Here is a 21,361-nt window from a genome sequence, read left to right on the forward strand (position 1 = left end):
CGCTTAAGTGCGACCTTTTTTATTTGGCTATTCATGCTGATAATCGAACCTCATTACCAGTTATACATGTTAGAACGTAACTATTAAGCCAATAATTTTTTCGACCATCTTTGGCGGGTGTATTAATAGTGCCTAATTTAATACGTTCATATAATTCTTTTTCGGAAATATTCATGCGCATTGCAAATTCTGCGGTAGAAACCCGACGTTCAGTATTTGTTAAATCAATCATTGTCGCCATCTTAAATTTCCTCATTTTTACCAAACCCACACTCAGGGCAATGGGTATAAATCCCAGTGCCTGGTGCAGTTTCATCTTCTTCAAAGTTTTCAGGCCATTCACTTTTTGGTGTAGTGACCGTATCAACAATAACGCCGTGTTGCTTGTAGTTAGTATGCGGAGCCAGTCCGTAATATGGGAGCACGCTTGCATCATTCCCATCGAAACAGTAGTTGCAGTAGTCAGTCATTGGGTGGCTCCTTCAACAACTTTGAACTCAACTACCCATACCCATGGGTTTTGAGACCATGCACCGTTGCCATTTATCCAATCCCAAGTATGAGCAAACCAAGAGCGCGACCAATCTTTGAATCCACAGGTGCGAGATACCTTATCAATGCTCGAGTGACTTTTTGGTCCACCTTCAGCGATAACATCTGCTTCTGAAATATCATTCAGACGTTCTTTACGAACATCAGTAACTTTAAGCAAGATACGCGAAGCCCAGCGCGGCATATGGATCGACGGGGTTTTCTTCAACTTATAATCATTTAACGGAACATCTGTATCTGAATTTGTGGCAAGGTACTGCACAACTCGATGATTACCATCTGAATCTTTAACAATATCTTTATGATTTAATTGATCATCACTAGATAACCAGTTTTTTGGAGAAATTATGCAGGTCTCTCTAACCCACAGATGATCACCAATCTCATAAGGCTTATTAAAATAAGGGCCTCGCTCTAGTTCAGTTGTCTGTGCTTCATTCAATCTAACCCAATGTCGCTTACCTTCTAGTTTTTTTTCTGTGCTAGCAACAACATAAGTAAGTGTCCAATCATCACTAGGGGGTTGCTGTTGCATAACACGCCGTGTCTGAGTCTTGCGACCATCTAAAATGGCGTTGACCATTTCGGCATTGAAAAGGATAGGGCGTTCTTTACTCATGACCTTCTCCCTGTGCTTTCGCCCACCACAATCTTGGACCATCTTCTGTGTCAAAAGCAGCAATCAGAAAGTGATCAGAGGTTGGCGGTTTAGGTTTCCATTTAGACCAGTCACTATAATCCTCTTCGGGAATTTCAGGAATATCCTCATACCAACATCTTTCAATTGATATTTTTACACCAAGGTTGACTTGAAGCTGATCAAACTGTTCTTGCGTATAATATTCAGAGTTTTCATTAATAGTGTCATGTGCCGCAATGTCTGGATGAAACCAGTTACTATCTAGATCATCTGGCAGTTCTACAGGTTGGATTTGAAAGTTAGATTCAATCATTCTTCTTCTTCCTGAAAATCATCAATGTCAAATTTCCATTTTTCAATTTGACCGTTTTGATCAATATTCATGAAGATGTAATCACCATAGCCTTTTGCTGCTGGGGAGAGTGTGTCTGGAACATAGCCATCTTCTTGGGATTTAACGACATTTCCATTTGAATCTAATAGCTGCCAACCACAGCAATCAGCTACTTTGTAATGAATAAATGCAGTTTTACCTATTTCCCAATTTTCGATAACGCCTGTGGCCACATTGATTTCAGGACACCACAATTCACCTTGTTTGCACGGTACATTGTCACCATTTTGCGTGTCATCAACACCGTTTACCTTGGTGTCTTCCCAGTATCGGATGTTCGCTTTTACAATTAGTTTTTTAATATCCATCACTTCACCTAACTTTTAGAGCAAAAATATGCTCAAAATCCTAGAAATTTGATAAAGACGAGCAAAAATATGCTCAAACCCTTCTCAGTCTTGGCACAACATTCTTGTTGTACCAATCTTGGTACCGAGCTTTGTCTTGCTCTTCATGCTGTTGAACACGCTTTAAAGACTCGCGGTACTCTTTGACAGATTCAGGGAGTGGTATATGTCGAGCATCAAAGAATGCTTGAGGGTCGGTGTACATTCGATATGTTGGATCACCACACATCTCAAGTAGGCTATATAACCAGTCGGCTGACTTGGCATCATTCTGTTCAATGATAGAGCACATCACACGTACAGCCATGTTGTGTAAAATTGCTTGAGATTCGCAGTATTTGAATTGGTTAATGCTTTGCATATAAGCAAATGCTTCAGCGACATAATTGGAAAACTTCACGCCTTGGCCTGAAACACCACCTTCACGGATAACTTCACACTGCTTTTCAAACCATTCCCAGCGCTGTTGTGGTTTCATATTTCTGAGTAAAACAGGAACTTCTTTAAACATAGTCTTTTCCTTGCAACATCCGTGTCGCTGAAATTATTTGGCTTTAAGAAAGCCATGAAGTTTTAATTTTTTACGCAACGTGCCACGGTTAATGCCAAGCTGAAGCGCGACCGCAGTTTGATTACCGTGATGTTGAACTAGAGCAGCTTCAAGAAGTGGTTTTTCAACTTGCTTGATGACAGCTTGATAAGCAGCGCCGTCTTTCTTTTCAAGAAGAATGGCAATTTGTGCATGTGTTAGCACTGGGGCAGGTGTTTGAATGTGTGCATTCATGAATGGTCTCCACGTGGTTTGGCAGCGTCGTAAAGGGATTGAGCTTCCTGCTCAACTTGTTGGGCTTGGGTAGTTTGGGTTTTATCAGCAAGTTCCTGACGATCTGCTGCGCGGCATAAAGTGAAGAACACAACAACAAAGATGATCGTTGCTGCAAGTAAAGGGATGGCAAGACCTTCTTTTGATTTGACAGAAAGATATTCGGTTGGCATTGGTTGACCTCACTGAGTCATTTTTTGTTCAGTGAGTAAAGGTTACTTAACAAATTAAATCATGTAAAGAGTAATTTACATTTATTTGTAAATTATACTATTCAAAATATGTTTTAATGGACAAAAGAAAACCCCGCACCGGGCGAGGTTGCTTGGAGTTTATTATTAAAAGTATATTTAATAATGAAATCGTTGTTGACGTATCTGATCCAAATAAAAAAACTACCAATAACTTTTTTAGAGCTTAGTAAATTAATTAAAAGAACAGTGTTTTATCCAACTCTAGGTGGTTGATATTTAAAATATTTTATACATTCTTTTTGAATCTCATTTTTTGATTCTTGATAGATTTTAATTAGCAATTCAGCAGTTATTTTATGATCTTCTGCTCCTTGCTCTAGTTTAGAAATTTTGAACTTAGTAAGTTCTATTGTCAGTGCTTTAATTTCAGTCTCATCAAGCATTTTTTCTCTCCACCCGATCATTCTAAGGACTGTGTCGGGTTCACAGTTTGTTTTATATAAGACACATATGTCTTACTTTTTATTTAAATTTTCCTATATAAACCAACAACTTTACCAACTAAACGACAGCCTTCTGTTAGTTTAATAATTTTATCTGGCCAATTGGGGTTTAGTGGCTCAAGGTACTTTTCACCACCTTCAATGATGAGCTTTTTAAAAGTTGCTTCTGTATCTCCAGCGCAAGCAACAATCACTAGATCATTAGTTTTTAAATCAAATGTTTGAACGTCTGGATTTACATAAATTCGATCTTCAGGTTCAAACTTTGGAGACATAGAGTAGCCAGTTACAACAAGCCCATAACCATTTTTCCCACAGTCTTTGTTAGGTGGAAGATGTTCATCAACTTCGGCATCTTTTAGCACTGTTTCAATTGATCCAAATGACCCAGCAGCAACCCAAGAAATAACAGGAACTGGACGACCTTCAAGAGTAATTTTTTGAGTTAGATCAATATTGTTATCTAACTCAGAATTTGTAAGTTGCATTTGAGCACGTTCGCCAGCTAACCATAAAGGATTAACTTTTAAGAATTCAGCAACTTTGAGTAGCTTAGAGCCTTCTAGTTCTTTTGTTGGTCCATTAATCCATAGACCAACATTTGCTCTACTAACACCAGAGTAATTAGCTAAATCTATATTTTTGAATCTTTTATTTGTAATTGACTCATAGTTTTTTATAGCTAAAGACATCCTTTCCTGAAGAGTACTCATAGATAAATCCTAAGGTGTTACTACACTAAAATGTAAAGCAAGCTTAACTTTTTAATTGTAAAGCTTGCTAATCATTGTTAAGTAAATTATTCTTGACAAAATAAAGTTAAGTTTACGGAGTCTCTATGCGAATTGAGATGAAAACATCAGATGTTCTAGCTCGATTTAATGCCCCAAAAATCGCACAAATTCTAAAAATTACACGTCAGGCTGTTTACCAATGGGGTGAATTAGTTCCTGAAGCATCGGCATTCAAATTACTGGAAAGCGATCCGAAGATTCCACATAAACGTATCGCTTAATCCATTTTCACAAAAAGACATTCACCCGTAAACGTGAATAAAAATAGGAATTCACATGGATATTAGTAAAGAAACTAAAAACGCACTGCATAAGATGATTCATCAATCCGTAGGCGTTTCACCAAAAGATGTCGCAGATGTTTTAGGCGTTTCACATAAAACTGTTTTGAATTATGCAAACCCAAATATGGATATGCATTTACCAAGCTTAAAGGCATTTGAAGCAGCCTTAATTTACACACAAAACCCTGCAAACCTAAAAGTTTGGGCACACAAATTGGGTTACATGCTTGTACCTGTGCAGCAAGCAGATGAAAAAGATCATCAAGTCAGCGTACTTGAGTCATTGTTACAAGTGAACATTCAGAGTGGGCAAATCAACCAGCATGCCTACAACATTCTAGAAGATGGAGTAATTACGCCGTCGGAGCTTTCAGACACGATTCAAATCGTTGATGCGATTCAAAGTGCTCTAACGATTTTTAAACAAGCAGTTGAGAAAGAGGCGGCAGTTTATTTGTCTAGCCTACAAACAGAAAAAGCCTGATGTGCGAGATCAGGCTTTTAACGTTGATAACCAAAAGGAAATCAAATGAACATGATCATGTTACCACAAAACAGAACCATGTCGAGCAAAGACTTACTTGAAGTGATTAATCAGGTTCGTCATGGCATGGGTGAACCTCTTCTTCGCTTGAACAGTTTCAATGCAAAAATTGAGGATGAATTGGATGGGGAGAACTACATAAAAAATGTAGTTCAAAATTCAAACAATACAGAGTCGGTAATTTTTGAGCTGACACTTGAGCAATGCATGTTGATTGGCATGCGCGAATCAAAATCAGTTCGCCGTCATGTAATGCAAAAACTTAAAGCGCTGGAAGCAGGACAGCCACGTGAATTGTCACGCCGTGAAATTCTCCAGTTAGCACTTGCTGCAGAAGAAGAAAACCAAGCGCTGAAAGAGCAAGTTGCTTTGCTTGAGCCTAAGGCACAGGTCGTCGATGCAATTGCAGATACAACAAGCACATTCACGATCCGCGACACCGCCAAAACGATTGGTGTGCCTGAAAAGACCCTCATTCAGTTCATCTTGGATAAGCACTGGGTATATCGCGAAAACAGCAAGCATCGCCGTTTATGTGCGTATTCCACAGCGATTGAAAAAGGCTTGATGGTCAACAAAGTGACTCAGGTCATTTCATACGAAGAAGGCGACCACGTTTACACACAGGCGCGTGTCACAGCGAAAGGCTTAACACGTTTAACAGCAATGATCGAAAAAGCAGGATTGAAGCAATGAGTCATTATTCAACATTAAAAGGGCTTGGTCGTGCAGTTGCTTACTATCCTGCCGTTGGTCTTGCATTAGGTAATCCACTTGCTGGCATCATGTTGTCCCAATTGATCTATTGGAATGACAAGACTGAGAACAACCTTGGTGTTTATAAGACGGCTGAGGAATGGACAGCGGAAACAGGTTTAACGTACAGCCAACAGCGTACAGCACGTAAATTACTACGTGAACTTGGGATTTTGATTGAAACAGAAAAACGCTTAGAACATAAAATTTTTTATAAATTAGATATTCCTGTATTCGATGCTTGGTATCAAACCCATGTAATTAAAGACCAAATTGGCGAAATGCAAAACCCGATTTCCCGAAATGAAGATTTAGCGTTCGGGGATAAGCAAAACCTTAATTCGGGGTCGTCAAATCATCAATCCGTTATACACAAGATTACTTCAGAGATTACTTCAGAGAATAAAAAAATATATAAAAAAAGTCGATCAACAGTGGATGGTTTTGAGAAACCTCAAGCAACGAAATTTGATTTCAAAGCGGCAATCATTGAAAACGGCGTATCTGAAAAGACAGCAACTGAGTTCATGCAGGTTCGTAAGGCGAAAGGCGGTGTTAGCACTGAACGAGCTTTTACGCTTCTTGTGAAACAAATCGAAAAAGCAAAGCTGACTTTTGCTCAAGGCATCGAGTATTGCTTGAACCGCCAAAAGCCATGGGCAGCGTTTGAAGCTGAGTGGTATTTCAATGAGCAAAACCGTACTGCGCAGCAACAGCAACAAAACTCACAGCCATACCAAAAGCGTTTCGGTGGACAACCAGTAGCAAACCCAATGCGTGATGTTGTAGGAGAGTGCCAATGAGCAATATCCAAGTTTTTCAACAAGCCTTTGAAATCGACTTTCCAGTTGAAATTGCAGAACAGGTATTGGGTCGAATCGAAGATATTTACGGCGCTGAGTTCCAAAAGACATACGGGCATTTGAGCGATGAAAAATTATTGCAACTGGCATGCACGGTTTTGAGTGGATTGACACCTAACGAGTTACGCCGTGGCTTAGAACGTATGAACACCGAAAAATGGTGTCCGAAGTTACCTGAGTTCCGTTCTTGGTGTGTACAAGCGTGTGACTGGTGGACAGCGGATATGGCGTGGGCGAAAGCAATGCAGTTTGAAGCTGATCCAAGTAAGCCAATCACCAAATTGGCAAAAGCCACTCTCGATGAAGTCCGTCATATTTTGGATAACGAAGGGCAGAAAACAGCACATTTCGCGTTTAAAGATATTTATCAGGATTATCTGCGAAAAGCACAGGACAAGGGCTATACGCAGGAAATGTGGGTCAAACCGAAGAAGCCAAAGCTTTTGCAAGATGCTGAGCATAACCGCAAAGGTGTGCCATGCCCTGAGCATTTAAAAGAGCAAATCTCTAATTTCTTGAATAAATTTCGGGTGGCGGTATGAGAGCACTTAAAGAATATTCAGATGCGAGTTATTGCAAAACTTATCCAACACCACGCACAGATTTTAAATTTTCTGGGCTTTGTGATTTTGAGAATGAAGCATTCAAAATTTGGCTGGGCTTGATTGGTGAAGATGAACTTGAAGTTGCAGCGGATCAGGCGCTTGAACTGCAATTCGTTGAAGCATTCAAAGAGCAAAAGCGTAAGAAAAGCATCTCAATACCTGCCAATTTTTCATCGCATATCTACATGTGGTTTCTTCAAGCTGAAGCTGACAAAGCATTGGCGGGCTTGGTGAATGACTGTGAATTTTGGCAACTAGTTCAACATGTCCCGACTCAGAAAGAGTTTGAGAAAGCATTCTCTATGCCTGAGTCGCTAGAGCTTGAATATGCGCCACCGATGCAACCAGTGGAAAAAGCAAAACAACCTAAGGCTAAACCTGTGCATGATGAGTGGACGTTGGACTTGTTCGGAGGTGCAGCATGAACAAGCCATTGATTCGCTACCATGGTGGTAAGTTCCGCCTAGCTGATTGGGTGATCAGTCATTTCCCTAACCACACTTGTTATACCGAAGTCTTTGGCGGTGCTGCAGGTGTATTACTTCAAAAGCCAAGAGCGTACGCCGAGGTTTACAACGACCTCGATGGTGACGTTGTTAATTTATTCAAAGTTCTACGCAACAAAGAAAAGTGTGGCCAGTTAATTGAGCAACTTGTTCTAACGCCGTATGCAAGAGAAGAATTTGATTTGGCTTGGGAACATACTGATAACGATATTGAGCGTGCAAGACGCATCATTATTCGTGCGCAGATGGGTTTCGGTTCGGCAGGAGCTACCAAAGGTCGTACAGGCTTTCGTATTGATACTAAACGCCAGTACGGAACAGCTCAATCATTGTTTGCCTCATATCCTGATCATTTGGCTTTTGTCTGTGAGCGTTTGTCAGGTGTGCTTATTGAAAATCGCCCAGCTATTCAGGTTTTACAAGATCATGATGCAGACACCACTTTGCACTATGTAGATCCGCCGTATGTTCACGAAACTCGATACGGTGGTGCAAAGACTGGCAGCTATTACAAACATGAAATGGCAGATGATGATCATGTCCAGTTGCTTGAGAAATTACTCGAGCTAGAAGGAATGGTGATTTTATCGGGTTACCCAAATGACTTGTATGACGAAAAATTGAAAGATTGGCATCGAGTAGAAACTGCAGCACGTATTTCGGCAGGTCGCGGCACAGCATTACGCACTGAATGCCTTTGGATTAATCCACAAGCTCAGAAGAAAACCGACCTGTTTGGAGGTGCAGCATGAACCCAAATGATTTCTTACTTGCGATGATCGTTCTAATCATTCTTTGTTTAATCGCTGGGGCATCGAGTTACAGCGTCAATCATGCGTTGGGGTTTTTATGAAAAGTAAATTTGAAGAATGGTTTCAGCAACAGCCTTTTTATTTGAACCTACGTTTTATCCACGGCGAACGCCTTTTTATTTTTGATGCTCAGGATGGGTATGTTGTTCAGGCGGTGCAGATTTCGTGGGCGACTTGGCAGGAACAGCAAAAGCGGATCGATGAGCTTGAAACCCATCAAGAAAAACAATCTGAATGTATCAAAAACTTGGTATCTCAAAGAAATTCTGCATCAAGCAGGGTGGAATCATCATTAATTCTTATAGAAAAATTCTTTGATGATCAGGTGCAAACCCCGACCCCAAGGCAATATGCGAACTTCATTCAAGAAATTTATGAAACCTTACGAGGTAATGATCAGACACAAGAACCACAAGCCTGTGACCACACCATGGTTGAAAAAACACAATTTGGTGATTTAGAGCGCTCTTTCGAGTGCCTTTTCTGCGACCACAAAACCACTGAAGCATGGGTGACTAAACATGAATAAACCAACATGGGGTAGTTATCGCCGTTCATTCGATAAACCACAAAGTGGCAAAAAAGTAGTTAATAAAGACCCAGTGCCAGAGTTACCGTCATATTTGGTCAAGGGAAAAACTTACGAATGCAGCACAGGTGAGTTGCTGAATTGCAGCATCGAGATTATACCGCCGTCGATTAATAACTATTGGTTAGACTCAGGCAAGGCATGTAAGCGTTTAAGCAAACGTGCCATCCATTTTGTTGAAGTAGTCAAACGCTTTGTACAACCACTCAACTATGGCGGGCATGTTCGGGTTGAGATCAATTATCACATGCCAGACAACAAAGTCCGTGACATCGACAACATTTTAAAACCTTGCCTCGATGCCTTAACCAAGTGCGGTTTGATTGCAGATGATTCGCAGGTGAAAAGCTTAACAGTGAATGCCCGACCAGTTGTGAAAGGTGGGTTACTTGATATTTGTGTGATGAAGATTTGAGGATGGTCAGTATGAATGCGGATTTAAAAAAAAACAAAGTCTCAAATATTGAGTGGCTCGGTAAGCAGATGAGAGCTAAAACAGCAAATTTTGAAATGTGTACTCAAGACACAAATCTTGAGCCAATCACATGGGAAGATCGCTGTGGTGCATTTGCTAAGATGGATACAGTACAGGCTAAGGCATTAGCATCTTTATATGTGTGGGGGCATAAAGATAAGCAAGCATATGATCTACTCATTAATTTTTTAGCAAAAATTATGTTTGAACAAGCACAAAAGGATGGAAAAGATGAGCCTAAAAATATTTCACTAAAAGACTTATCTTTGTTGATTGCCCGAATGATTTTAGAGTTTGCTCTGGATGAGCGATTGGAAGCCAATTTTACTGCGAAAGGGCGCTTATATTTTGCAGGGATTGGCGAAGATCGCATGACTTATGATGCATATCGCAAATCGTGGATAAAGTATGAAAGAGATATGGTATTGGCTATTTATAGTGCTCGTTGGGAAGTCGAAACTTCAATTGAGAAGTATCGTAAGCGCTTAAAATACGCATAAAAATAGTTACATGATGCCTATTCCGCTTAAATGTGAATTGGGGTATAGTTTTACTAAGATGGTCGTATTTTATTAATCGTAGTGGTTTAAGAGAATTCGACCATTTTTTCTGTGTAAGTAAAGAGCCTGACTTGAGAGAGTTAGGCTTTTTTATTGCCTGAAATTCCATAAACCCAACTAAGTGGTGGCTTTATGAATAAATAAATTGAAAGGTAATCACCTGTGATGTTATGCAAATTTGCCTAACTGGAACACACAGGCGTAAGACTCCACGAAAGCGGGTACAACCCATGCAGTTCATCGAGCATGGATGGGATATGCAGGAAACAATCAGAATTGGGAGTGATGCCCCGCCATGAATGCACGCCGAAAACCGAAAAGAAAATACTGTGCCCATCCAGTGGTTTTTTAAGTAGGTGAGTAGCTGTAGCCCACAGTACAGGTAAAGCTGTGGGAGCTATTTTTAAGGGTATGGCAGATTGCCACATCTTTTTTATTGCGCCATTAGCTCAGTTGGATAGAGCATCCGCCTTCTAAGTGGATGGTCACAGGTTCAAATCCTGTATGGCGCACCAGTTTTAAGGGTTTCGTTTTGAACGAATCCCTTTCAAATTCTAATTGGGACGAATTCGCTATAATTAAAACCATCGAATTCGAGGGAATTAAAATGCTTGGATTTTTAAAACGATTGTTTTGGATTGAAGATTAGCCGAGCGTACTACGGCACTCCGAACCCCGCTAAATATGCATTATTGGCGGGGTTTTTCTTTTCTATTTGAGGTGTTTATGCGTTTCTCTAAAGTTGCTTTATTAAGTGCGTTGGCTCGATTAAGTGCGTTGGCTCATGGGTTTGGCTGTGGTGCTGCAATGAGTGTTCCTCGTCTCCATGATTGTTCGCCATTCGCTTTCAGTGAGCCGAGTTCTAATCAGTCAAAACAGAACAAATTGAGCCAAAAGAAACGCCGTTTGATGAAACGTCGGCTTGGGCATAAGTAAAGGAATTCATCATGACAGACAAAGTACAATCAAAAAAAGACTTAAATTACTGTTGTGATGAACTCAACAAATATCAGTCTTTATCTAGAACTGGTCTAACCCATAAAGAACACCTAGCGATTGATGGCATTATGGTTAAGCTGAAAGAACGTATTAAGAATTTGCGTATTGTGCTTGAAAAATAGCCAGTAATACATATATAACTAGTTAATATAATAATTTATTAATTGAGGTATATATGGTCGAGTGGATAAAAAATAAATTATGGGATCTCAATGACGTTTTTGAGGAATATCCTAAAGTTTTTTGGTTGTTCATGTTCTATTTAGCAATTGCTCTAACGGCAATGATTGGATATATGCCTATTCTGGTTAAGTTAGCAAATTTCAATCTTATGGGTGGCTATCCGTTTTATCCTGTGATTGCAGAAAATATCGATATGCTTAAGTGGGGAATTCCGATCATTCCTTCTGTAATTTTATTATGGGCATGGGCTGATGTTGCAGAGTTTTATTACACGCTAAAAAGCAAAAAATATAGATATTAAGATATTGAAATTAAGACCACCTTCGGGTGGTTTTTTTATTCTCCTTAGCCGAACGGATTACGGCACACAAAACCGCACAGCTTGCAAAAGTTAGTGCGGTTTTTCTTTTTTATTCCGAGGTGTCTATGTCCTGTAAAGGCTGTGAAGAACGCCGTCAAAAACTAAAGGCAATGTATGACTACAGCAAACAACGACTGCAACTTGCAATCAATCGTCTTACAACTGGTGCAGCAGAACAACCAGTTAGTCCAACAAAACAATCTGTTGACGGAACAGAACAACAAACTGACCGATCAAACCAATCTGTTGATTCAACAGAATAACCAACTCATTCAAATCAACAGTGACCAGACTGCACAGATCCGCATGCTGCTCGATGAGATCGTTGGCGATGAGGATGAACCACAATCACGTAACTTGGATGATGACTAATGCCCAGAGTAGTTTCGGTTATTCCGCCGCAAAAGGATAAAGACAGCAATGTACATCCAGTACAGGGAACTCATGTCTTGTTAGATGATGGGTCAAGATTGCAAGGAGTTCATAAGGTTACTTTAGTTGGTGAACCTGAGTGTTTATGGAAAGCAATCATTGAAGTCTACCCAACCAATCAACAACAGATTGATGCAATCATTGAAGACTTGCAGGTGATTAAGGATGGCTAGACCATGCCGTGAACACCGTTGTCCTAATCTTGTGACATCAGCAAAGCAACGAGGCTACTGCGATGTACATGCAGACAAGCGCAGCAACTGGGGCAAACGACCTGATCGAACAGGTTCAACCACTGAGCGCGGCTATGGTCACACATGGCGCAAGTTGCGTGAGAAAGTCTTGCAGCGTGATAATTATTTATGTGTGAAGTGTAACGCCGTTGGGCAGATTGCAGAAGCTACAGACGTTGACCATATCATTCCGAAAGCACACGGCGGCACAGATGACATGAGCAACCTGCAAAGCTTGTGCAGTGTTTGCCATAAAGAAAAAACGGCGAACCAAGACAGTAAAAATACACGCAAATACAACGCCGTGGATCGTCAGCATGGGTAGGGGGAGGGTAAAAAGTTCAAACCTTTTACCGAAATGACCGCCCCCCTAGTCACATTTTTATGTGCGCGAAATTAAAAATTGAGTGAGTTGACAAAATGGGCGGAATAGCATCCATTCCTGGGCGCGGTCGAAAGCCTTCACCGCAGGAAACAAAACGGGCTAAGGGTAATCCGAGTAAACGCCCATTGAATAATCATGCTCCTGAATTTTCAAAAGTGGTGAATATTGATGTACCTGATTATATGCAAGCACTTGAGTATGCCCCAACAATATGGAAGTCGATTGTTCCTGAACTGCTTAAAAATAAGATTCTTTGCCTGACCGATATGCACAACGTGGAAGGGTTTTGCCTTGCCTATGAAAACTGGCGCAAAGCCCAGCAGGAAGTGGCTTTGCACGGAATTGTCGTTGCAGGGGCACAAGGTGGACCCGTGAAAAATCCTGCCCTAACTGCCATGAATGAAGCTGCTCGGCAAATGACGATGTTTGGCTCTTTGCTTGGGTTAGATCCATCTTCACGGGGACGTTTAACGGGTGGTGGACAGAAGAAAAAAGGCAATGCATTTGCAGGAGTATTAGACATGTGAGGGCTTAAATGGCGGACAGTTACCCAAATGTTGACGCTGCCAACAAATGGGCACGTTCTGTAATTTCTGGAAAAATTCCCGCATGTAAATGGGTGAAATTAGCCTGTCAAAGGCATTTAGATGACTTAAAAAAGGCGAAATCTCGCGATTTTCCTTATAAATTTGAGCCTAAATTTGCTGAAAAAAAGATACTTTTTATTGAATTATTGCCACATACCAAGGGCGAATGGGCATTAAGACGGCTCAAAATTAAGCTCGAAGATTGGCAAAAATTTGGAATTGCAGTCACTTTTGGCTGGATTCGTAAGAAAGATGGCTATCGCCGTTTCCGAGAAAGCTACTGGGAAGTGCCACGGAAGAACGGCAAGTCGGCAATCGCTGCAGGTGTTGCCTTAAACATGTTTGCCAATGATGGTGAATTTGGTTCTGAGGTCTATTCAGGAGCAACCACAGAGAAACAGGCATGGGAAGTTTTTAAACCTGCTCGTCTGATGGTGAACCGCTCACCTGACTTAATTGAAGCAGCAGGAATTTTGGTCAATGCAGGCAGCTTAGAAATTCCAACCGATGGTTCTTTGTTTGAACCATTGATTGGTGATCCAGGTGATGGTCAGTCACCGCACTGTGCCATTGTCGATGAGTTCCATGAGCATGCTGATTCACGTTTGTATGACACCATGCAAACAGGGATGGGCGCACGTCGGCAACCACTGATTTTTACCATTACTACCGCAGGCTTCAATATTGAAGGTCCATGTTATGACTTGCGGATTCGGGTACAGGAAATGCTGGAAGGCACGGTTCCTGATGATGAACTGTTTGGTTGGATTTGGACCATTGATGAGGGCGATGATTGGACTGACCCGAAGGTCTTGGCAAAAGCCAATCCCAATTATGATGTTTCGGTCTATGAAGATTATCTGATTTCACAGCAACGCCGTGCAACTCAGAGTGCAACAAAACAGAATACATTCAAAACAAAGCATCTAAATGTTTGGGTATCGGCAAAGTCTGCATTTTTTAACATGGAACATTGGAATAAAGGTAAAGACACTTCATTAAACATTGCTGATTTTGTGAATGATGCCTGCCTGATCTGTGTGGATTTATCTTCCAAGATTGATATTGCAGCACGAATTAATCTGTTTTATCGCATCATCGAGGGGAAAATTCATTATTACAGCATTGCTCCACGTTTTTATCTGCCGTATGACACAGTTTATAACGGTGAGGAAAAGCAGGTGATTGAACGTTATCAGAAGTGGCTAAATCAGGGGCTTTTAACAGTCTGTGATGGTTTTGAGAATGACTTGAATGAAATTGCTGAGGACATTATTGAAGATGCAGCCAACCTGACCATTCAGGAAGTTCCTTATGATGAATGGGGTGGATTTCAAATCTCCAAACAGATTGATGAAGCAGGTTATACCTCGATCAAGATTCCCAAGAACACCAAAACCTTTTCTCCTGCCATGAAAGAAGTCGAGGCAGCAATTGCTGCAGGTCGGTTTCATCATGATGGCAATCCGATTTTATCCTGGATGTTTGGCAACGTGATTTCCAAAACAGGAAAGAACGATACTGAATTTCCAGACAAGGAGAAGAAATTCAAGAAAATTGATGGTGCGGTTGCGGGCTTGATGGGTGTGAGCCGAATACTGGCATTGACCAGTACAGCAGAAGAGGATGACTTGTCCAAACATATCGAGAAACACGGGGTTAGACGACTCTAATGAACTTAAAATCCAAAATTGGGGAGTGGCTTGGAATCAAGTCTACTCCCCAAGTTATTTCTAGCCCTGACGATTTAGCCCGTATGTTTGGTGCTGAGTTTGTGACAGGTTCAGGGCAACCCGTTACACCATTACGTGCTATGCATTTGGCAGTGGTGTTTTCATGTGTACGGGTACTGTCCGAATCAATGGGTATGTTGCCTTGTCGTTTGTTTAAACAGAAAGGCAGCACCAAAGAACCTGCCATCAACCACAAGTTATATGACCTACTGACCTTAGCTCCGAATGATTACATGACTGCTCAGGAGTTTTGGGAGTTGCTCATGGTCTGCCTGTGTTTGCGTGGCAATTTTTATGCGTACAAGGTTTATGCACTAGGGCAAGTGGTGGAGCTGTTGCCACTGGATCCATCCTCAGTGACACCGAAACTCAATGATGACTGGACAGTGGAATACCAAGTCAATTTTAAAAATGGTGGTTTGAAAACACTAACTCAGAATGAAATTTGGCATGTGCGTCTGTTCACGTTGGATGGTCTCAATGGTTTAAACCCGATTGCCTATGCCCGTAAGTGTATTGGTCTTGGGCTAGATACTGAAGAGCATGGTTCCAAGTTATTTAAAAATGGTGCGGTAACTTCTGGCGTTTTGGAAACAGATGAAACATTAACAGCTGCCGCTTTTGCACGGTTAAAGGCTGACTTTGATGAAAATTACACAGGTTTAGCCAATACCTATAAACCGATGATTTTAGAACAGGGGCTGAAATGGAAGCCAACCGCCCTGAATCTCGAAGATTCGCAGTTCTTGGAAACACGGCAGTACCAGAAGGATGAAATCTGTGGCTTGTTTCGTGTACCGCCACATCTGATCGCATCAATGGACAAGATGACACTGAACAATATCGAGCAGATGGGTATGAGCTTTGTGAATTATTCACTTGTACCGTACATGACTCGTATTGAGTCGCGGATTCGTGTTGGGCTTCTGAATGAAACAGACCGTAAAACCCACTATGCCAAATTTAATGCAGGTGCATTGTTACGTGGGGATTTGAAAACACGCTATGAGTCGTATGGCAAAGGCATTCAATGGGGATGGCTCAGCCCGAATGATTGCCGTGAACTGGAAGACATGAACCCACGTGAAGGTGGTGATGTTTATCTGACACCAATGAATATGACCACCGATCCTAATGGGGGAAATGATGGAAATAAAACATCTTAATGTGCCTTTAGAAATTAAATCAGTCTCGGAAACGGGTGAGTTTGAAGGCTATGGCTCAGTCTTTGGTGTTGAAGACAGCTATGGGGATGCGGTGATGAAAGGCGCATTCCTTCGCAGTTTAACTGAATGGACTGCAAAAGGTCGGCTACCTTCAATGCTCTGGCAGCACAAGATGAGTGAGCCAATCGGTATCTATACCGAAATGAAAGAGGATGAGCATGGCTTGTATGTCAAAGGGCGTTTACTGATTGATGATGACCCACTGGCAAAACGTGCATATGCCCACTTAAAGGCAGGTTCGCTTGGTGGTTTGTCGATTGGTTATATCCTTCGGGATTATGAATATGACAAATCCCTCGGTATTTACAAACTTAAAGATATTGATTTGTGGGAGGTGTCCTTAGTGACTTTTCCTGCCAATGAAGAAGCACAGGTGACAAACGTCAAAACCATGCTTCAAAACGGTGAGACACCATCACCAAGCAATGTGGAAAAAGCCCTGCGAGAGGCATTGGGATTTTCTCGAACACAAGCCAAGGCATTCATGGCCAAAGGCTACAGTGCACTGAATCAGCGTGATGTTGATCTAGACCAAGATGCACTTCAATCATTGAAAGATTTAAAAAACATTTTCGCAGAAGGTAATTAACCATGGCTATTGAAAAGAAAGACATTGAAGAAGTTGCAGCAGACCTGAAAGGTACGTTTGAGGACTTCAAAAAGAAAAATGATCAGGAACTTGATGGCATTAAAGCTGAAAAAGGCAAATTGTCAGAGCAGGTGGACAAGATCAATGAAAAATTGGGTGACTTAGACAAGCTAAAGGATGAGCTTGAAAAAGAGCTGAAGGCGGCTAAACGCCCTGGTGCAACCAAAGGCAAAGAAGCAGATGAGCATAAAACTGCGTTTTACCAGTTTATGCGTAAAGGTACAGAAGATGGCTTGGCCGAGCTTGAGAAAAAAGCGGTCAATGTTGGTACTGATTCTGAAGGTGGTTATGCTGTTCCAGAAGAATTAGATAAGACTTTATTGGAGCTTTTAAAAGACGAAAATCCAATGCGTCGTATCTGTTCACAAATGACTGTCGGTACGGACAAGTACAAAAAACTGGTCAACCTTGGTGGTGCAGGTTCAGGTTGGGTAGGAGAAACAGATACACGTCCTGCTACTGGTACATCGACTTTGGCGCAACTTGAAGCTTATATGGGTGAGATTTATGCCAATCCACAAGTCACTCAAACCGCATTGGATGATGTGTTTTTTGATGTGGAAAACTGGATTTCAACCGAAGTTGCACAGGAATTTGCTGAAAAAGAGGGTAATGCCTTCTTGTTAGGGAATGGCACGAATAAGCCTAAAGGAATTTTGGCATACAGCTTCTCAACGGATGCTGATAAAGATCGTGCTTTTGGCACATTGCAAAATGTTAACTCAGGTACATCGGCAGATTTTGATTCCGATGGTTTGCTCAATTTAATCTATGCGACTCGTAAAGCTTATCGTAATGGTGCGCTGTTTATGATGACCAATCTTACCCAAGCCAAAGTGCGTAAGTTTAAGGACAGTGAAGGGAATTACTTGTGGCAACCTGGTTTGCAGCTTGGTCAACCATCTACCTTACTTGGTTATGGCATTGAAGAAAATGAAGATATGCCAGAAGTAGCGGCAGATGTTATGCCAGTGCTGTTCGGTAACTTTAAACGTGCATATCTGATTGTGGATCGTATGGGAACACGTGTGCTGCGTGACCCGTACACTAACAAGCCATATGTTGGTTTCTATACCACTAAACGTACAGGTGGTATGTTGCTGGATAGCAATGCAGTCAAGGGCTTGAAGCTATCAGCATAAGGACTGAACAGGATAAAGCCCCTTCATTGGGGCTTTATTTAAGGGGGATTTATGGCTTTTGTAACACTACAACAAGTTAAGCTCAGACTGAAGATTGAGCACGATGATGAAGATGATGATTTACAGCTATTGATTGATGCTGCATTTAGTAACTTTGAAGATGTGACCAATCGTAAATTGTATGAATCAGGTGCCACTATTCCAGATGATGTATTGAATGGAATAAATGTAAACCCATCAATTATTCAGGGAGCATTAAGCCTGATTGCCTACTGGCATGAGAATCCTGAAACTGCAGGTAGTCCTGATTTGCCAAAATCTACAATGTGGGCATGGAATCGTCATCGTTTTATAAATGTGGGGTGATGTATGCAGATTGGAAAATTAAAACACCGCATCACCATCCAACAAGAAAACGTGACAGGGCAAGACCCTAGAACAGGCAAGCAAATCAGCCAGTGGACAGACCTTGCGACTGTTTGGGCAGAGGTTACAGACCTCTCCACCAAAGACCAGATTGCAGCAAAAGCGGCGCAAAGTACCATTCAGGCACGGGCAAAAATTCGTTATAGCCAAACTGCCAAGCAGATTAACTCCTCGATGCGGGTAAAGTTTGAGGGTTATTACTATTGTATCGATGGTAACCCAATGACAGACCCTGACAGTCGCCGTGAATATTTGACCTTGAACCTTGCCACAGGGGAAAAGGCGTGGAATCCATGAGGGGCTTATGGCACGTATTCAAGGTTTAGAGCAGTTACAGCAGAAACTTCGTGCCATTGGCAAGAAAAGCACGATTAAACGGATTGCACGAAAGTCGGCACGGCAAGCCATGAATATTGCCCGTGATGCTGCTCGAGCAAATGCTAAGGCGCTGGATGATCCAATTACCAAAGAGAAGATTTGGAAAAACATTGTCACCCAAACAGGCAAAACCAGTAATTCCAATGAAGTTCGGGTGCGTGTCGGCATCCGTGGTGGTGCAGCGCAAAACCAGTACACCAACCAAACTGCGTTATCAGGCTTACCGGGTGGTATTACCACCTACTGGCGATTTATCGAGTTTGGTACCAGTGAAATTGCAGCCCAGCCGTTTATGCGTCCTGCATTATCTAAAAACGTGGGGCAGATTACCGACAAGTTTGTGCAGGTGTTTTCTGCTGAAATCAATATTGTTTTAGGAGGCTGATCATGATTGATTTGCCTATTTTTCCGATACTCAAAGCCAATACTGCCGTGACTGATTTGCTTGAGAGTAATGGCATTTTACGTGCGTATAGTTTTGGGCTTGCCCCTGATAATCCGCAGCCGCCGTATGTGACTTGGCAGATTGTGGGGGGTGACCCTTATAACAATTTGGATGTAGCTCCGAGCTGTGACCGTGTCGATGTTCAGATTGATGTCTATGCCACGGATGATGATGTGGTCAGTGATGTTGCCAAAGCGGTGCGAAATGCGATTGAGACCGAGTGTTATGTCACGCGCTATGGCAATCAGGATCGTGACCCAGTGACAGGTATGCCGCATTACAGTTTTGATGTCAGTTGGCATGTGAATCGATAGTTTAAATTTTTTAGTTATGCGTCCGAAAGGGCGCTTTTTTTATGCCTGATTAGGAGTAATTACTCATGGCAAAATTAAAAGTTCAGGGTTCTCGTTGGTGGGCATTTGACGGTACAACTTTGATTCGTCTTCTTTGCTTAAAAACATTTGACCCTGGTTCAGATTCGGCAGGGAAAATCGAAACAACCTGTCTAGATGATGAAGAAACCAAAACCTATCTTCCTGGTCTATCCGATCCTGGTGATGGTTCGATGGGATTTGATATTGATACAGAAAACGCAAGCCACTTGCAGATTGTCCAATGGGCGACTGAGAAAAAAGCATTAACCATTATTCAGGGCGCACCAGGTTCAGATTCTGTTCCAACAGTGACAGCAGGTGTATTAGATACTCTTCCAACTGACCGTACATGGTGGCGATTTGAAGCCTCGTTGACGACCCCAGTGTGGAAATTTGATGCAGATACCTTGGTCAACTGTACCGTGACCATGCAACGCTCAAGTGCAACCACATTTATTCCTGCCACCTAAAATCAAACCTTTAGCCCCTTGATTGGGGCTTTCTTTTTGGGATAAAACCATGAAAAAGATTGATATTGCCCAAATCAAAGCAGGGGCATTAATTTCCAAGCCACAACCTGTCACGGTTCCGATCAAATTTAATGGTGAAGATGCTGAATTTAGTACATTCATCAAGCCATACTCTTATGCGACCACCGTAGCAAAATTACGGGCTTTTGGTGAGCAGAAAGAAGCCTTGGCAGGGATTTTAGCGGCTTCAATTTGTGACGAAGAGGGTAATCTTCAATTTACAGAAGATGAGGTGCGTAAAAACTTTAGCCATGATTTGGCGGAGGCAATTTGGAATCAGGTTGTAAATGTTAATGCTTTGGGAAAGACATCGACCTCGCAGAAGAAACCGAACTCCTCTGTGAAATCGCCATCGCGACAGGCAAAAGCATCGAAGAAGTCCAAGAACTCTCGTTCACAGAAATCAAAATCTGGGCAGTCTACATCCGAAAATACGGAAGCCTTAACATCGGTCGAAGAGTAGAACAGGAGCTTGCTCGGTTGCATCATTCGTTCTTGGTATCGAAAGGCATTAAAAATATTGAGCTTGTTGATCTTATGCTACATGAAGGCGCTGGGAAACGAGCTGCGAATGATGATCATGAATTTGATGATGATGCGTTGGCGGCTTATTTGATGGGGACAGTGGAGCAATAGTTAAAGCACCTTATGGTGCTTTTTTTAATGCTCAGAGTCTTCAAGCCAAAAAACATCATGAAATTCTTCACAAACACCAGCTTGTTTGAGTGCTTGGTATATCGCCAAAGCCGTATCAATTTTAACAGAGTGGCCTTGTTCTGCTCTTGTTATGTAATTTGATAGGACTCTACTGTCACTAACGAAACCACACCTTTTAGATAATTCGTAAACTGACAAACCTGCTTTTTCACGCAAGCTAGCAACATTATTTTTTACCTTCATTGCTACACCACTAATTAGATTTTGGATATTGTATCACAAAAAGAAGTAATTACTATTTATTGTGCTGACACAACAAAAGGAATTGACACAATAAAAGATGTTTAATAATATGACTCCATCAAGGCAATATGTCTTGA

39 protein-coding genes and 1 tRNA gene are annotated in these 21,361 nt (G+C 41.6%); 29 read left to right on the forward strand and 11 right to left on the reverse strand.

Features of this window, described 5'->3' with window-relative positions; translation table 11 throughout:
- Positions 1-31: 31 nt before the first annotated feature.
- The 10 genes from LVY74_RS16630 to LVY74_RS16675 form a co-directional block, all read right to left on the reverse strand.
- Entirely contained in the window at positions 32-241 is a 210-nt protein-coding gene (locus LVY74_RS16630; protein ID WP_237815987.1) for a hypothetical protein, read from the reverse strand.
- A 1-nt stretch (position 242) separates the two neighbouring features.
- Positions 243-470, reverse strand: coding sequence for a hypothetical protein (locus tag LVY74_RS16635; protein WP_237815988.1), 228 nt, complete (start codon positions 468-470; stop codon positions 243-245).
- Positions 467-1,171, reverse strand: a complete 705-nt coding sequence (locus tag LVY74_RS16640) for a hypothetical protein (protein WP_237815989.1) — start codon at positions 1,169-1,171, stop codon at positions 467-469. Before LVY74_RS16640 ends, LVY74_RS16635 begins: the two co-directional genes overlap by 4 nt.
- Positions 1,164-1,505, reverse strand: a complete 342-nt coding sequence (locus tag LVY74_RS16645) for a hypothetical protein (RefSeq protein WP_237815990.1) — start codon at positions 1,503-1,505, stop codon at positions 1,164-1,166. Before LVY74_RS16645 ends, LVY74_RS16640 begins: the two co-directional genes overlap by 8 nt.
- On the reverse strand, positions 1,502-1,894 hold the full coding sequence (locus tag LVY74_RS16650; protein ID WP_237815991.1) for a hypothetical protein: 393 nt from the start codon (positions 1,892-1,894) through the stop codon (positions 1,502-1,504). Before LVY74_RS16650 ends, LVY74_RS16645 begins: the two co-directional genes overlap by 4 nt.
- A 73-nt stretch (positions 1,895-1,967) precedes the next feature.
- Positions 1,968-2,444, reverse strand: a complete 477-nt coding sequence (locus LVY74_RS16655; protein ID WP_237815992.1) for a hypothetical protein — start codon at positions 2,442-2,444, stop codon at positions 1,968-1,970.
- Positions 2,445-2,477: 33 nt separating this feature from the next.
- A complete protein-coding gene (locus LVY74_RS16660) occupies positions 2,478-2,717 on the reverse strand; it encodes a helix-turn-helix domain-containing protein (protein ID WP_237815993.1) in 240 nt (79 codons plus the stop codon).
- Positions 2,714-2,929, reverse strand: a complete 216-nt coding sequence (locus LVY74_RS16665; protein WP_237815994.1) for a hypothetical protein — start codon at positions 2,927-2,929, stop codon at positions 2,714-2,716. The genes LVY74_RS16660 and LVY74_RS16665 overlap by 4 nt, the downstream gene beginning before the upstream one ends.
- Before the next feature lie 272 nt (positions 2,930-3,201).
- Complete coding sequence (locus LVY74_RS16670) at positions 3,202-3,393, reverse strand: hypothetical protein (RefSeq protein WP_237815995.1); 192 nt, start codon at positions 3,391-3,393, stop codon at positions 3,202-3,204.
- An 83-nt stretch (positions 3,394-3,476) separates the two neighbouring features.
- Positions 3,477-4,166 (reverse strand): S24 family peptidase, encoded by a 690-nt coding sequence (locus LVY74_RS16675; protein ID WP_237815996.1) that lies wholly within the window; start codon positions 4,164-4,166, stop codon positions 3,477-3,479.
- A 125-nt stretch (positions 4,167-4,291) separates the two neighbouring features.
- Here LVY74_RS16675 and LVY74_RS16680 point away from each other — a divergent pair, with 125 nt between their 5' ends.
- From LVY74_RS16680 to LVY74_RS16820, 29 genes are all read left to right on the forward strand, one after another.
- A complete protein-coding gene (locus LVY74_RS16680) occupies positions 4,292-4,468 on the forward strand; it encodes a Cro/CI family transcriptional regulator (protein WP_330848036.1) in 177 nt (58 codons plus the stop codon).
- Positions 4,469-4,523: 55 nt separating this feature from the next.
- Positions 4,524-5,015 carry a phage regulatory CII family protein gene (locus tag LVY74_RS16685; RefSeq protein WP_237815998.1) on the forward strand — a complete coding sequence of 164 codons (492 nt, stop codon included), beginning with the start codon at positions 4,524-4,526 and terminating at the stop codon, positions 5,013-5,015.
- A 45-nt stretch (positions 5,016-5,060) separates the two neighbouring features.
- Positions 5,061-5,771, forward strand: a complete 711-nt coding sequence (locus tag LVY74_RS16690) for a phage antirepressor KilAC domain-containing protein (RefSeq protein ID WP_237815999.1) — start codon at positions 5,061-5,063, stop codon at positions 5,769-5,771.
- Positions 5,768-6,634: a hypothetical protein gene (locus tag LVY74_RS16695; protein ID WP_237816000.1), complete on the forward strand. Its 867-nt coding sequence runs from the start codon at positions 5,768-5,770 to the stop codon at positions 6,632-6,634. The genes LVY74_RS16690 and LVY74_RS16695 overlap by 4 nt, the downstream gene beginning before the upstream one ends.
- The gene (locus LVY74_RS16700) at positions 6,631-7,236 is read left to right on the forward strand and encodes a restriction endonuclease (protein ID WP_237816001.1); all 606 of its coding nucleotides are present in this window, start codon (positions 6,631-6,633) and stop codon (positions 7,234-7,236) included. Before LVY74_RS16695 ends, LVY74_RS16700 begins: the two co-directional genes overlap by 4 nt.
- Positions 7,233-7,724, forward strand: a complete 492-nt coding sequence (locus tag LVY74_RS16705; protein WP_237816002.1) for a hypothetical protein — start codon at positions 7,233-7,235, stop codon at positions 7,722-7,724. The genes LVY74_RS16700 and LVY74_RS16705 overlap by 4 nt, the downstream gene beginning before the upstream one ends.
- Positions 7,721-8,557: a DNA adenine methylase gene (locus tag LVY74_RS16710; protein WP_237816003.1), complete on the forward strand. Its 837-nt coding sequence runs from the start codon at positions 7,721-7,723 to the stop codon at positions 8,555-8,557. Before LVY74_RS16705 ends, LVY74_RS16710 begins: the two co-directional genes overlap by 4 nt.
- Positions 8,558-8,654: 97 nt before the next feature.
- Positions 8,655-9,146, forward strand: a complete 492-nt coding sequence (locus LVY74_RS16715) for a hypothetical protein (protein WP_237816004.1) — start codon at positions 8,655-8,657, stop codon at positions 9,144-9,146.
- Complete coding sequence (locus LVY74_RS16720) at positions 9,139-9,621, forward strand: RusA family crossover junction endodeoxyribonuclease (RefSeq protein ID WP_237816005.1); 483 nt, start codon at positions 9,139-9,141, stop codon at positions 9,619-9,621. The genes LVY74_RS16715 and LVY74_RS16720 overlap by 8 nt, the downstream gene beginning before the upstream one ends.
- A gap of 11 nt (positions 9,622-9,632) precedes the next feature.
- Complete coding sequence (locus LVY74_RS16725; RefSeq protein ID WP_237816006.1) at positions 9,633-10,181, forward strand: hypothetical protein; 549 nt, start codon at positions 9,633-9,635, stop codon at positions 10,179-10,181.
- 498 nt (positions 10,182-10,679) lie between these two features.
- A tRNA-Arg gene (locus tag LVY74_RS16730) sits at positions 10,680-10,756 on the forward strand.
- 211 nt (positions 10,757-10,967) lie between these two features.
- Positions 10,968-11,177 (forward strand): hypothetical protein, encoded by a 210-nt coding sequence (locus tag LVY74_RS16735; RefSeq protein WP_237816007.1) that lies wholly within the window; start codon positions 10,968-10,970, stop codon positions 11,175-11,177.
- An 11-nt stretch (positions 11,178-11,188) separates the two neighbouring features.
- The gene (locus LVY74_RS16740) at positions 11,189-11,362 is read left to right on the forward strand and encodes a hypothetical protein (RefSeq protein ID WP_237816008.1); all 174 of its coding nucleotides are present in this window, start codon (positions 11,189-11,191) and stop codon (positions 11,360-11,362) included.
- A gap of 53 nt (positions 11,363-11,415) precedes the next feature.
- Positions 11,416-11,724 carry a hypothetical protein gene (locus tag LVY74_RS16745; RefSeq protein ID WP_237816009.1) on the forward strand — a complete coding sequence of 103 codons (309 nt, stop codon included), beginning with the start codon at positions 11,416-11,418 and terminating at the stop codon, positions 11,722-11,724.
- 174 nt (positions 11,725-11,898) lie between these two features.
- A complete protein-coding gene (locus tag LVY74_RS16750) occupies positions 11,899-12,156 on the forward strand; it encodes a hypothetical protein (RefSeq protein ID WP_237816010.1) in 258 nt (85 codons plus the stop codon).
- A complete protein-coding gene (locus LVY74_RS16755; RefSeq protein WP_237816011.1) occupies positions 12,156-12,389 on the forward strand; it encodes a hypothetical protein in 234 nt (77 codons plus the stop codon). Before LVY74_RS16750 ends, LVY74_RS16755 begins: the two co-directional genes overlap by 1 nt.
- Positions 12,382-12,774, forward strand: a complete 393-nt coding sequence (locus LVY74_RS16760) for an HNH endonuclease (RefSeq protein ID WP_237816012.1) — start codon at positions 12,382-12,384, stop codon at positions 12,772-12,774. The genes LVY74_RS16755 and LVY74_RS16760 overlap by 8 nt, the downstream gene beginning before the upstream one ends.
- 95 nt (positions 12,775-12,869) lie before the next feature.
- Positions 12,870-13,361 carry a phage terminase small subunit P27 family gene (locus LVY74_RS16765; RefSeq protein ID WP_237816013.1) on the forward strand — a complete coding sequence of 164 codons (492 nt, stop codon included), beginning with the start codon at positions 12,870-12,872 and terminating at the stop codon, positions 13,359-13,361.
- Between the two features lie 8 nt (positions 13,362-13,369).
- The gene (locus tag LVY74_RS16770; RefSeq protein ID WP_237816014.1) at positions 13,370-15,094 is read left to right on the forward strand and encodes a terminase large subunit; all 1,725 of its coding nucleotides are present in this window, start codon (positions 13,370-13,372) and stop codon (positions 15,092-15,094) included.
- On the forward strand, positions 15,094-16,320 hold the full coding sequence (locus LVY74_RS16775) for a phage portal protein (RefSeq protein WP_237816015.1): 1,227 nt from the start codon (positions 15,094-15,096) through the stop codon (positions 16,318-16,320). Before LVY74_RS16770 ends, LVY74_RS16775 begins: the two co-directional genes overlap by 1 nt.
- Complete coding sequence (locus LVY74_RS16780) at positions 16,301-16,969, forward strand: HK97 family phage prohead protease (protein WP_237816016.1); 669 nt, start codon at positions 16,301-16,303, stop codon at positions 16,967-16,969. Before LVY74_RS16775 ends, LVY74_RS16780 begins: the two co-directional genes overlap by 20 nt.
- Before the next feature lie 2 nt (positions 16,970-16,971).
- Positions 16,972-18,171, forward strand: coding sequence for a phage major capsid protein (locus LVY74_RS16785; RefSeq protein ID WP_237816017.1), 1,200 nt, complete (start codon positions 16,972-16,974; stop codon positions 18,169-18,171).
- A gap of 51 nt (positions 18,172-18,222) precedes the next feature.
- Complete coding sequence (locus LVY74_RS16790) at positions 18,223-18,537, forward strand: head-tail connector protein (protein ID WP_237816018.1); 315 nt, start codon at positions 18,223-18,225, stop codon at positions 18,535-18,537.
- Between the two features lie 3 nt (positions 18,538-18,540).
- Positions 18,541-18,894, forward strand: a complete 354-nt coding sequence (locus LVY74_RS16795; RefSeq protein ID WP_237816019.1) for a phage head closure protein — start codon at positions 18,541-18,543, stop codon at positions 18,892-18,894.
- Positions 18,895-18,901: 7 nt separating this feature from the next.
- A complete protein-coding gene (locus tag LVY74_RS16800) occupies positions 18,902-19,360 on the forward strand; it encodes an HK97-gp10 family putative phage morphogenesis protein (RefSeq protein WP_237816020.1) in 459 nt (152 codons plus the stop codon).
- Between the two features lie 2 nt (positions 19,361-19,362).
- Entirely contained in the window at positions 19,363-19,734 is a 372-nt protein-coding gene (locus LVY74_RS16805) for a DUF3168 domain-containing protein (protein ID WP_237813680.1), read from the forward strand.
- A 65-nt stretch (positions 19,735-19,799) separates the two neighbouring features.
- Entirely contained in the window at positions 19,800-20,264 is a 465-nt protein-coding gene (locus tag LVY74_RS16810) for a phage tail tube protein (protein ID WP_237816021.1), read from the forward strand.
- A gap of 49 nt (positions 20,265-20,313) precedes the next feature.
- Complete coding sequence (locus tag LVY74_RS16815; RefSeq protein WP_237816022.1) at positions 20,314-20,787, forward strand: phage tail assembly chaperone family protein, TAC; 474 nt, start codon at positions 20,314-20,316, stop codon at positions 20,785-20,787.
- Positions 20,788-20,804: 17 nt separating this feature from the next.
- Entirely contained in the window at positions 20,805-20,960 is a 156-nt protein-coding gene (locus LVY74_RS16820; protein ID WP_237816023.1) for a hypothetical protein, read from the forward strand.
- A gap of 24 nt (positions 20,961-20,984) precedes the next feature.
- Here LVY74_RS16820 and LVY74_RS16825 read toward each other — a convergent pair whose 3' ends face one another.
- Positions 20,985-21,224, reverse strand: coding sequence for a helix-turn-helix domain-containing protein (locus LVY74_RS16825; RefSeq protein WP_237816024.1), 240 nt, complete (start codon positions 21,222-21,224; stop codon positions 20,985-20,987).
- Positions 21,225-21,361 lie beyond the last annotated feature (137 nt).

Origin of the sequence: Acinetobacter sp. ME22 (assembly GCF_022012315.1) — a bacterium.
Classification (GTDB): domain Bacteria; phylum Pseudomonadota; class Gammaproteobacteria; order Pseudomonadales; family Moraxellaceae; genus Acinetobacter; species Acinetobacter brisouii_A.

What these genes read in the sequence shown, in the direction of transcription:
- LVY74_RS16630 (WP_237815987.1), bottom strand. Translation starts at nt 241, where the DNA reads ATGGCGACAATGATTGATTTAACAAATACTGAACGTCGGGTTTCTACC.
- LVY74_RS16635 (WP_237815988.1), bottom strand. Translation starts at nt 470, where the DNA reads ATGACTGACTACTGCAACTACTGTTTCGATGGGAATGATGCAAGCGTG.
- LVY74_RS16640 (WP_237815989.1), bottom strand. Translation starts at nt 1,171, where the DNA reads ATGAGTAAAGAACGCCCTATCCTTTTCAATGCCGAAATGGTCAACGCC.
- LVY74_RS16645 (WP_237815990.1), bottom strand. Translation starts at nt 1,505, where the DNA reads ATGATTGAATCTAACTTTCAAATCCAACCTGTAGAACTGCCAGATGAT.
- LVY74_RS16650 (WP_237815991.1), bottom strand. Translation starts at nt 1,894, where the DNA reads ATGGATATTAAAAAACTAATTGTAAAAGCGAACATCCGATACTGGGAA.
- LVY74_RS16655 (WP_237815992.1), bottom strand. Translation starts at nt 2,444, where the DNA reads ATGTTTAAAGAAGTTCCTGTTTTACTCAGAAATATGAAACCACAACAG.
- LVY74_RS16660 (WP_237815993.1), bottom strand. Translation starts at nt 2,717, where the DNA reads ATGAATGCACACATTCAAACACCTGCCCCAGTGCTAACACATGCACAA.
- LVY74_RS16665 (WP_237815994.1), bottom strand. Translation starts at nt 2,929, where the DNA reads ATGCCAACCGAATATCTTTCTGTCAAATCAAAAGAAGGTCTTGCCATC.
- LVY74_RS16670 (WP_237815995.1), bottom strand. Translation starts at nt 3,393, where the DNA reads ATGCTTGATGAGACTGAAATTAAAGCACTGACAATAGAACTTACTAAG.
- LVY74_RS16675 (WP_237815996.1), bottom strand. Translation starts at nt 4,166, where the DNA reads ATGAGTACTCTTCAGGAAAGGATGTCTTTAGCTATAAAAAACTATGAG.
- LVY74_RS16680 (WP_330848036.1), top strand. Translation starts at nt 4,292, where the DNA reads ATGCGAATTGAGATGAAAACATCAGATGTTCTAGCTCGATTTAATGCC.
- LVY74_RS16685 (WP_237815998.1), top strand. Translation starts at nt 4,524, where the DNA reads ATGGATATTAGTAAAGAAACTAAAAACGCACTGCATAAGATGATTCAT.
- LVY74_RS16690 (WP_237815999.1), top strand. Translation starts at nt 5,061, where the DNA reads ATGAACATGATCATGTTACCACAAAACAGAACCATGTCGAGCAAAGAC.
- LVY74_RS16695 (WP_237816000.1), top strand. Translation starts at nt 5,768, where the DNA reads ATGAGTCATTATTCAACATTAAAAGGGCTTGGTCGTGCAGTTGCTTAC.
- LVY74_RS16700 (WP_237816001.1), top strand. Translation starts at nt 6,631, where the DNA reads ATGAGCAATATCCAAGTTTTTCAACAAGCCTTTGAAATCGACTTTCCA.
- LVY74_RS16705 (WP_237816002.1), top strand. Translation starts at nt 7,233, where the DNA reads ATGAGAGCACTTAAAGAATATTCAGATGCGAGTTATTGCAAAACTTAT.
- LVY74_RS16710 (WP_237816003.1), top strand. Translation starts at nt 7,721, where the DNA reads ATGAACAAGCCATTGATTCGCTACCATGGTGGTAAGTTCCGCCTAGCT.
- LVY74_RS16715 (WP_237816004.1), top strand. Translation starts at nt 8,655, where the DNA reads ATGAAAAGTAAATTTGAAGAATGGTTTCAGCAACAGCCTTTTTATTTG.
- LVY74_RS16720 (WP_237816005.1), top strand. Translation starts at nt 9,139, where the DNA reads ATGAATAAACCAACATGGGGTAGTTATCGCCGTTCATTCGATAAACCA.
- LVY74_RS16725 (WP_237816006.1), top strand. Translation starts at nt 9,633, where the DNA reads ATGAATGCGGATTTAAAAAAAAACAAAGTCTCAAATATTGAGTGGCTC.
- LVY74_RS16735 (WP_237816007.1), top strand. Translation starts at nt 10,968, where the DNA reads ATGCGTTTCTCTAAAGTTGCTTTATTAAGTGCGTTGGCTCGATTAAGT.
- LVY74_RS16740 (WP_237816008.1), top strand. Translation starts at nt 11,189, where the DNA reads ATGACAGACAAAGTACAATCAAAAAAAGACTTAAATTACTGTTGTGAT.
- LVY74_RS16745 (WP_237816009.1), top strand. Translation starts at nt 11,416, where the DNA reads ATGGTCGAGTGGATAAAAAATAAATTATGGGATCTCAATGACGTTTTT.
- LVY74_RS16750 (WP_237816010.1), top strand. Translation starts at nt 11,899, where the DNA reads ATGACTACAGCAAACAACGACTGCAACTTGCAATCAATCGTCTTACAA.
- LVY74_RS16755 (WP_237816011.1), top strand. Translation starts at nt 12,156, where the DNA reads ATGCCCAGAGTAGTTTCGGTTATTCCGCCGCAAAAGGATAAAGACAGC.
- LVY74_RS16760 (WP_237816012.1), top strand. Translation starts at nt 12,382, where the DNA reads ATGGCTAGACCATGCCGTGAACACCGTTGTCCTAATCTTGTGACATCA.
- LVY74_RS16765 (WP_237816013.1), top strand. Translation starts at nt 12,870, where the DNA reads ATGGGCGGAATAGCATCCATTCCTGGGCGCGGTCGAAAGCCTTCACCG.
- LVY74_RS16770 (WP_237816014.1), top strand. Translation starts at nt 13,370, where the DNA reads ATGGCGGACAGTTACCCAAATGTTGACGCTGCCAACAAATGGGCACGT.
- LVY74_RS16775 (WP_237816015.1), top strand. Translation starts at nt 15,094, where the DNA reads ATGAACTTAAAATCCAAAATTGGGGAGTGGCTTGGAATCAAGTCTACT.
- LVY74_RS16780 (WP_237816016.1), top strand. Translation starts at nt 16,301, where the DNA reads ATGGAAATAAAACATCTTAATGTGCCTTTAGAAATTAAATCAGTCTCG.
- LVY74_RS16785 (WP_237816017.1), top strand. Translation starts at nt 16,972, where the DNA reads ATGGCTATTGAAAAGAAAGACATTGAAGAAGTTGCAGCAGACCTGAAA.
- LVY74_RS16790 (WP_237816018.1), top strand. Translation starts at nt 18,223, where the DNA reads ATGGCTTTTGTAACACTACAACAAGTTAAGCTCAGACTGAAGATTGAG.
- LVY74_RS16795 (WP_237816019.1), top strand. Translation starts at nt 18,541, where the DNA reads ATGCAGATTGGAAAATTAAAACACCGCATCACCATCCAACAAGAAAAC.
- LVY74_RS16800 (WP_237816020.1), top strand. Translation starts at nt 18,902, where the DNA reads ATGGCACGTATTCAAGGTTTAGAGCAGTTACAGCAGAAACTTCGTGCC.
- LVY74_RS16805 (WP_237813680.1), top strand. Translation starts at nt 19,363, where the DNA reads ATGATTGATTTGCCTATTTTTCCGATACTCAAAGCCAATACTGCCGTG.
- LVY74_RS16810 (WP_237816021.1), top strand. Translation starts at nt 19,800, where the DNA reads ATGGCAAAATTAAAAGTTCAGGGTTCTCGTTGGTGGGCATTTGACGGT.
- LVY74_RS16815 (WP_237816022.1), top strand. Translation starts at nt 20,314, where the DNA reads ATGAAAAAGATTGATATTGCCCAAATCAAAGCAGGGGCATTAATTTCC.
- LVY74_RS16825 (WP_237816024.1), bottom strand. Translation starts at nt 21,224, where the DNA reads ATGAAGGTAAAAAATAATGTTGCTAGCTTGCGTGAAAAAGCAGGTTTG.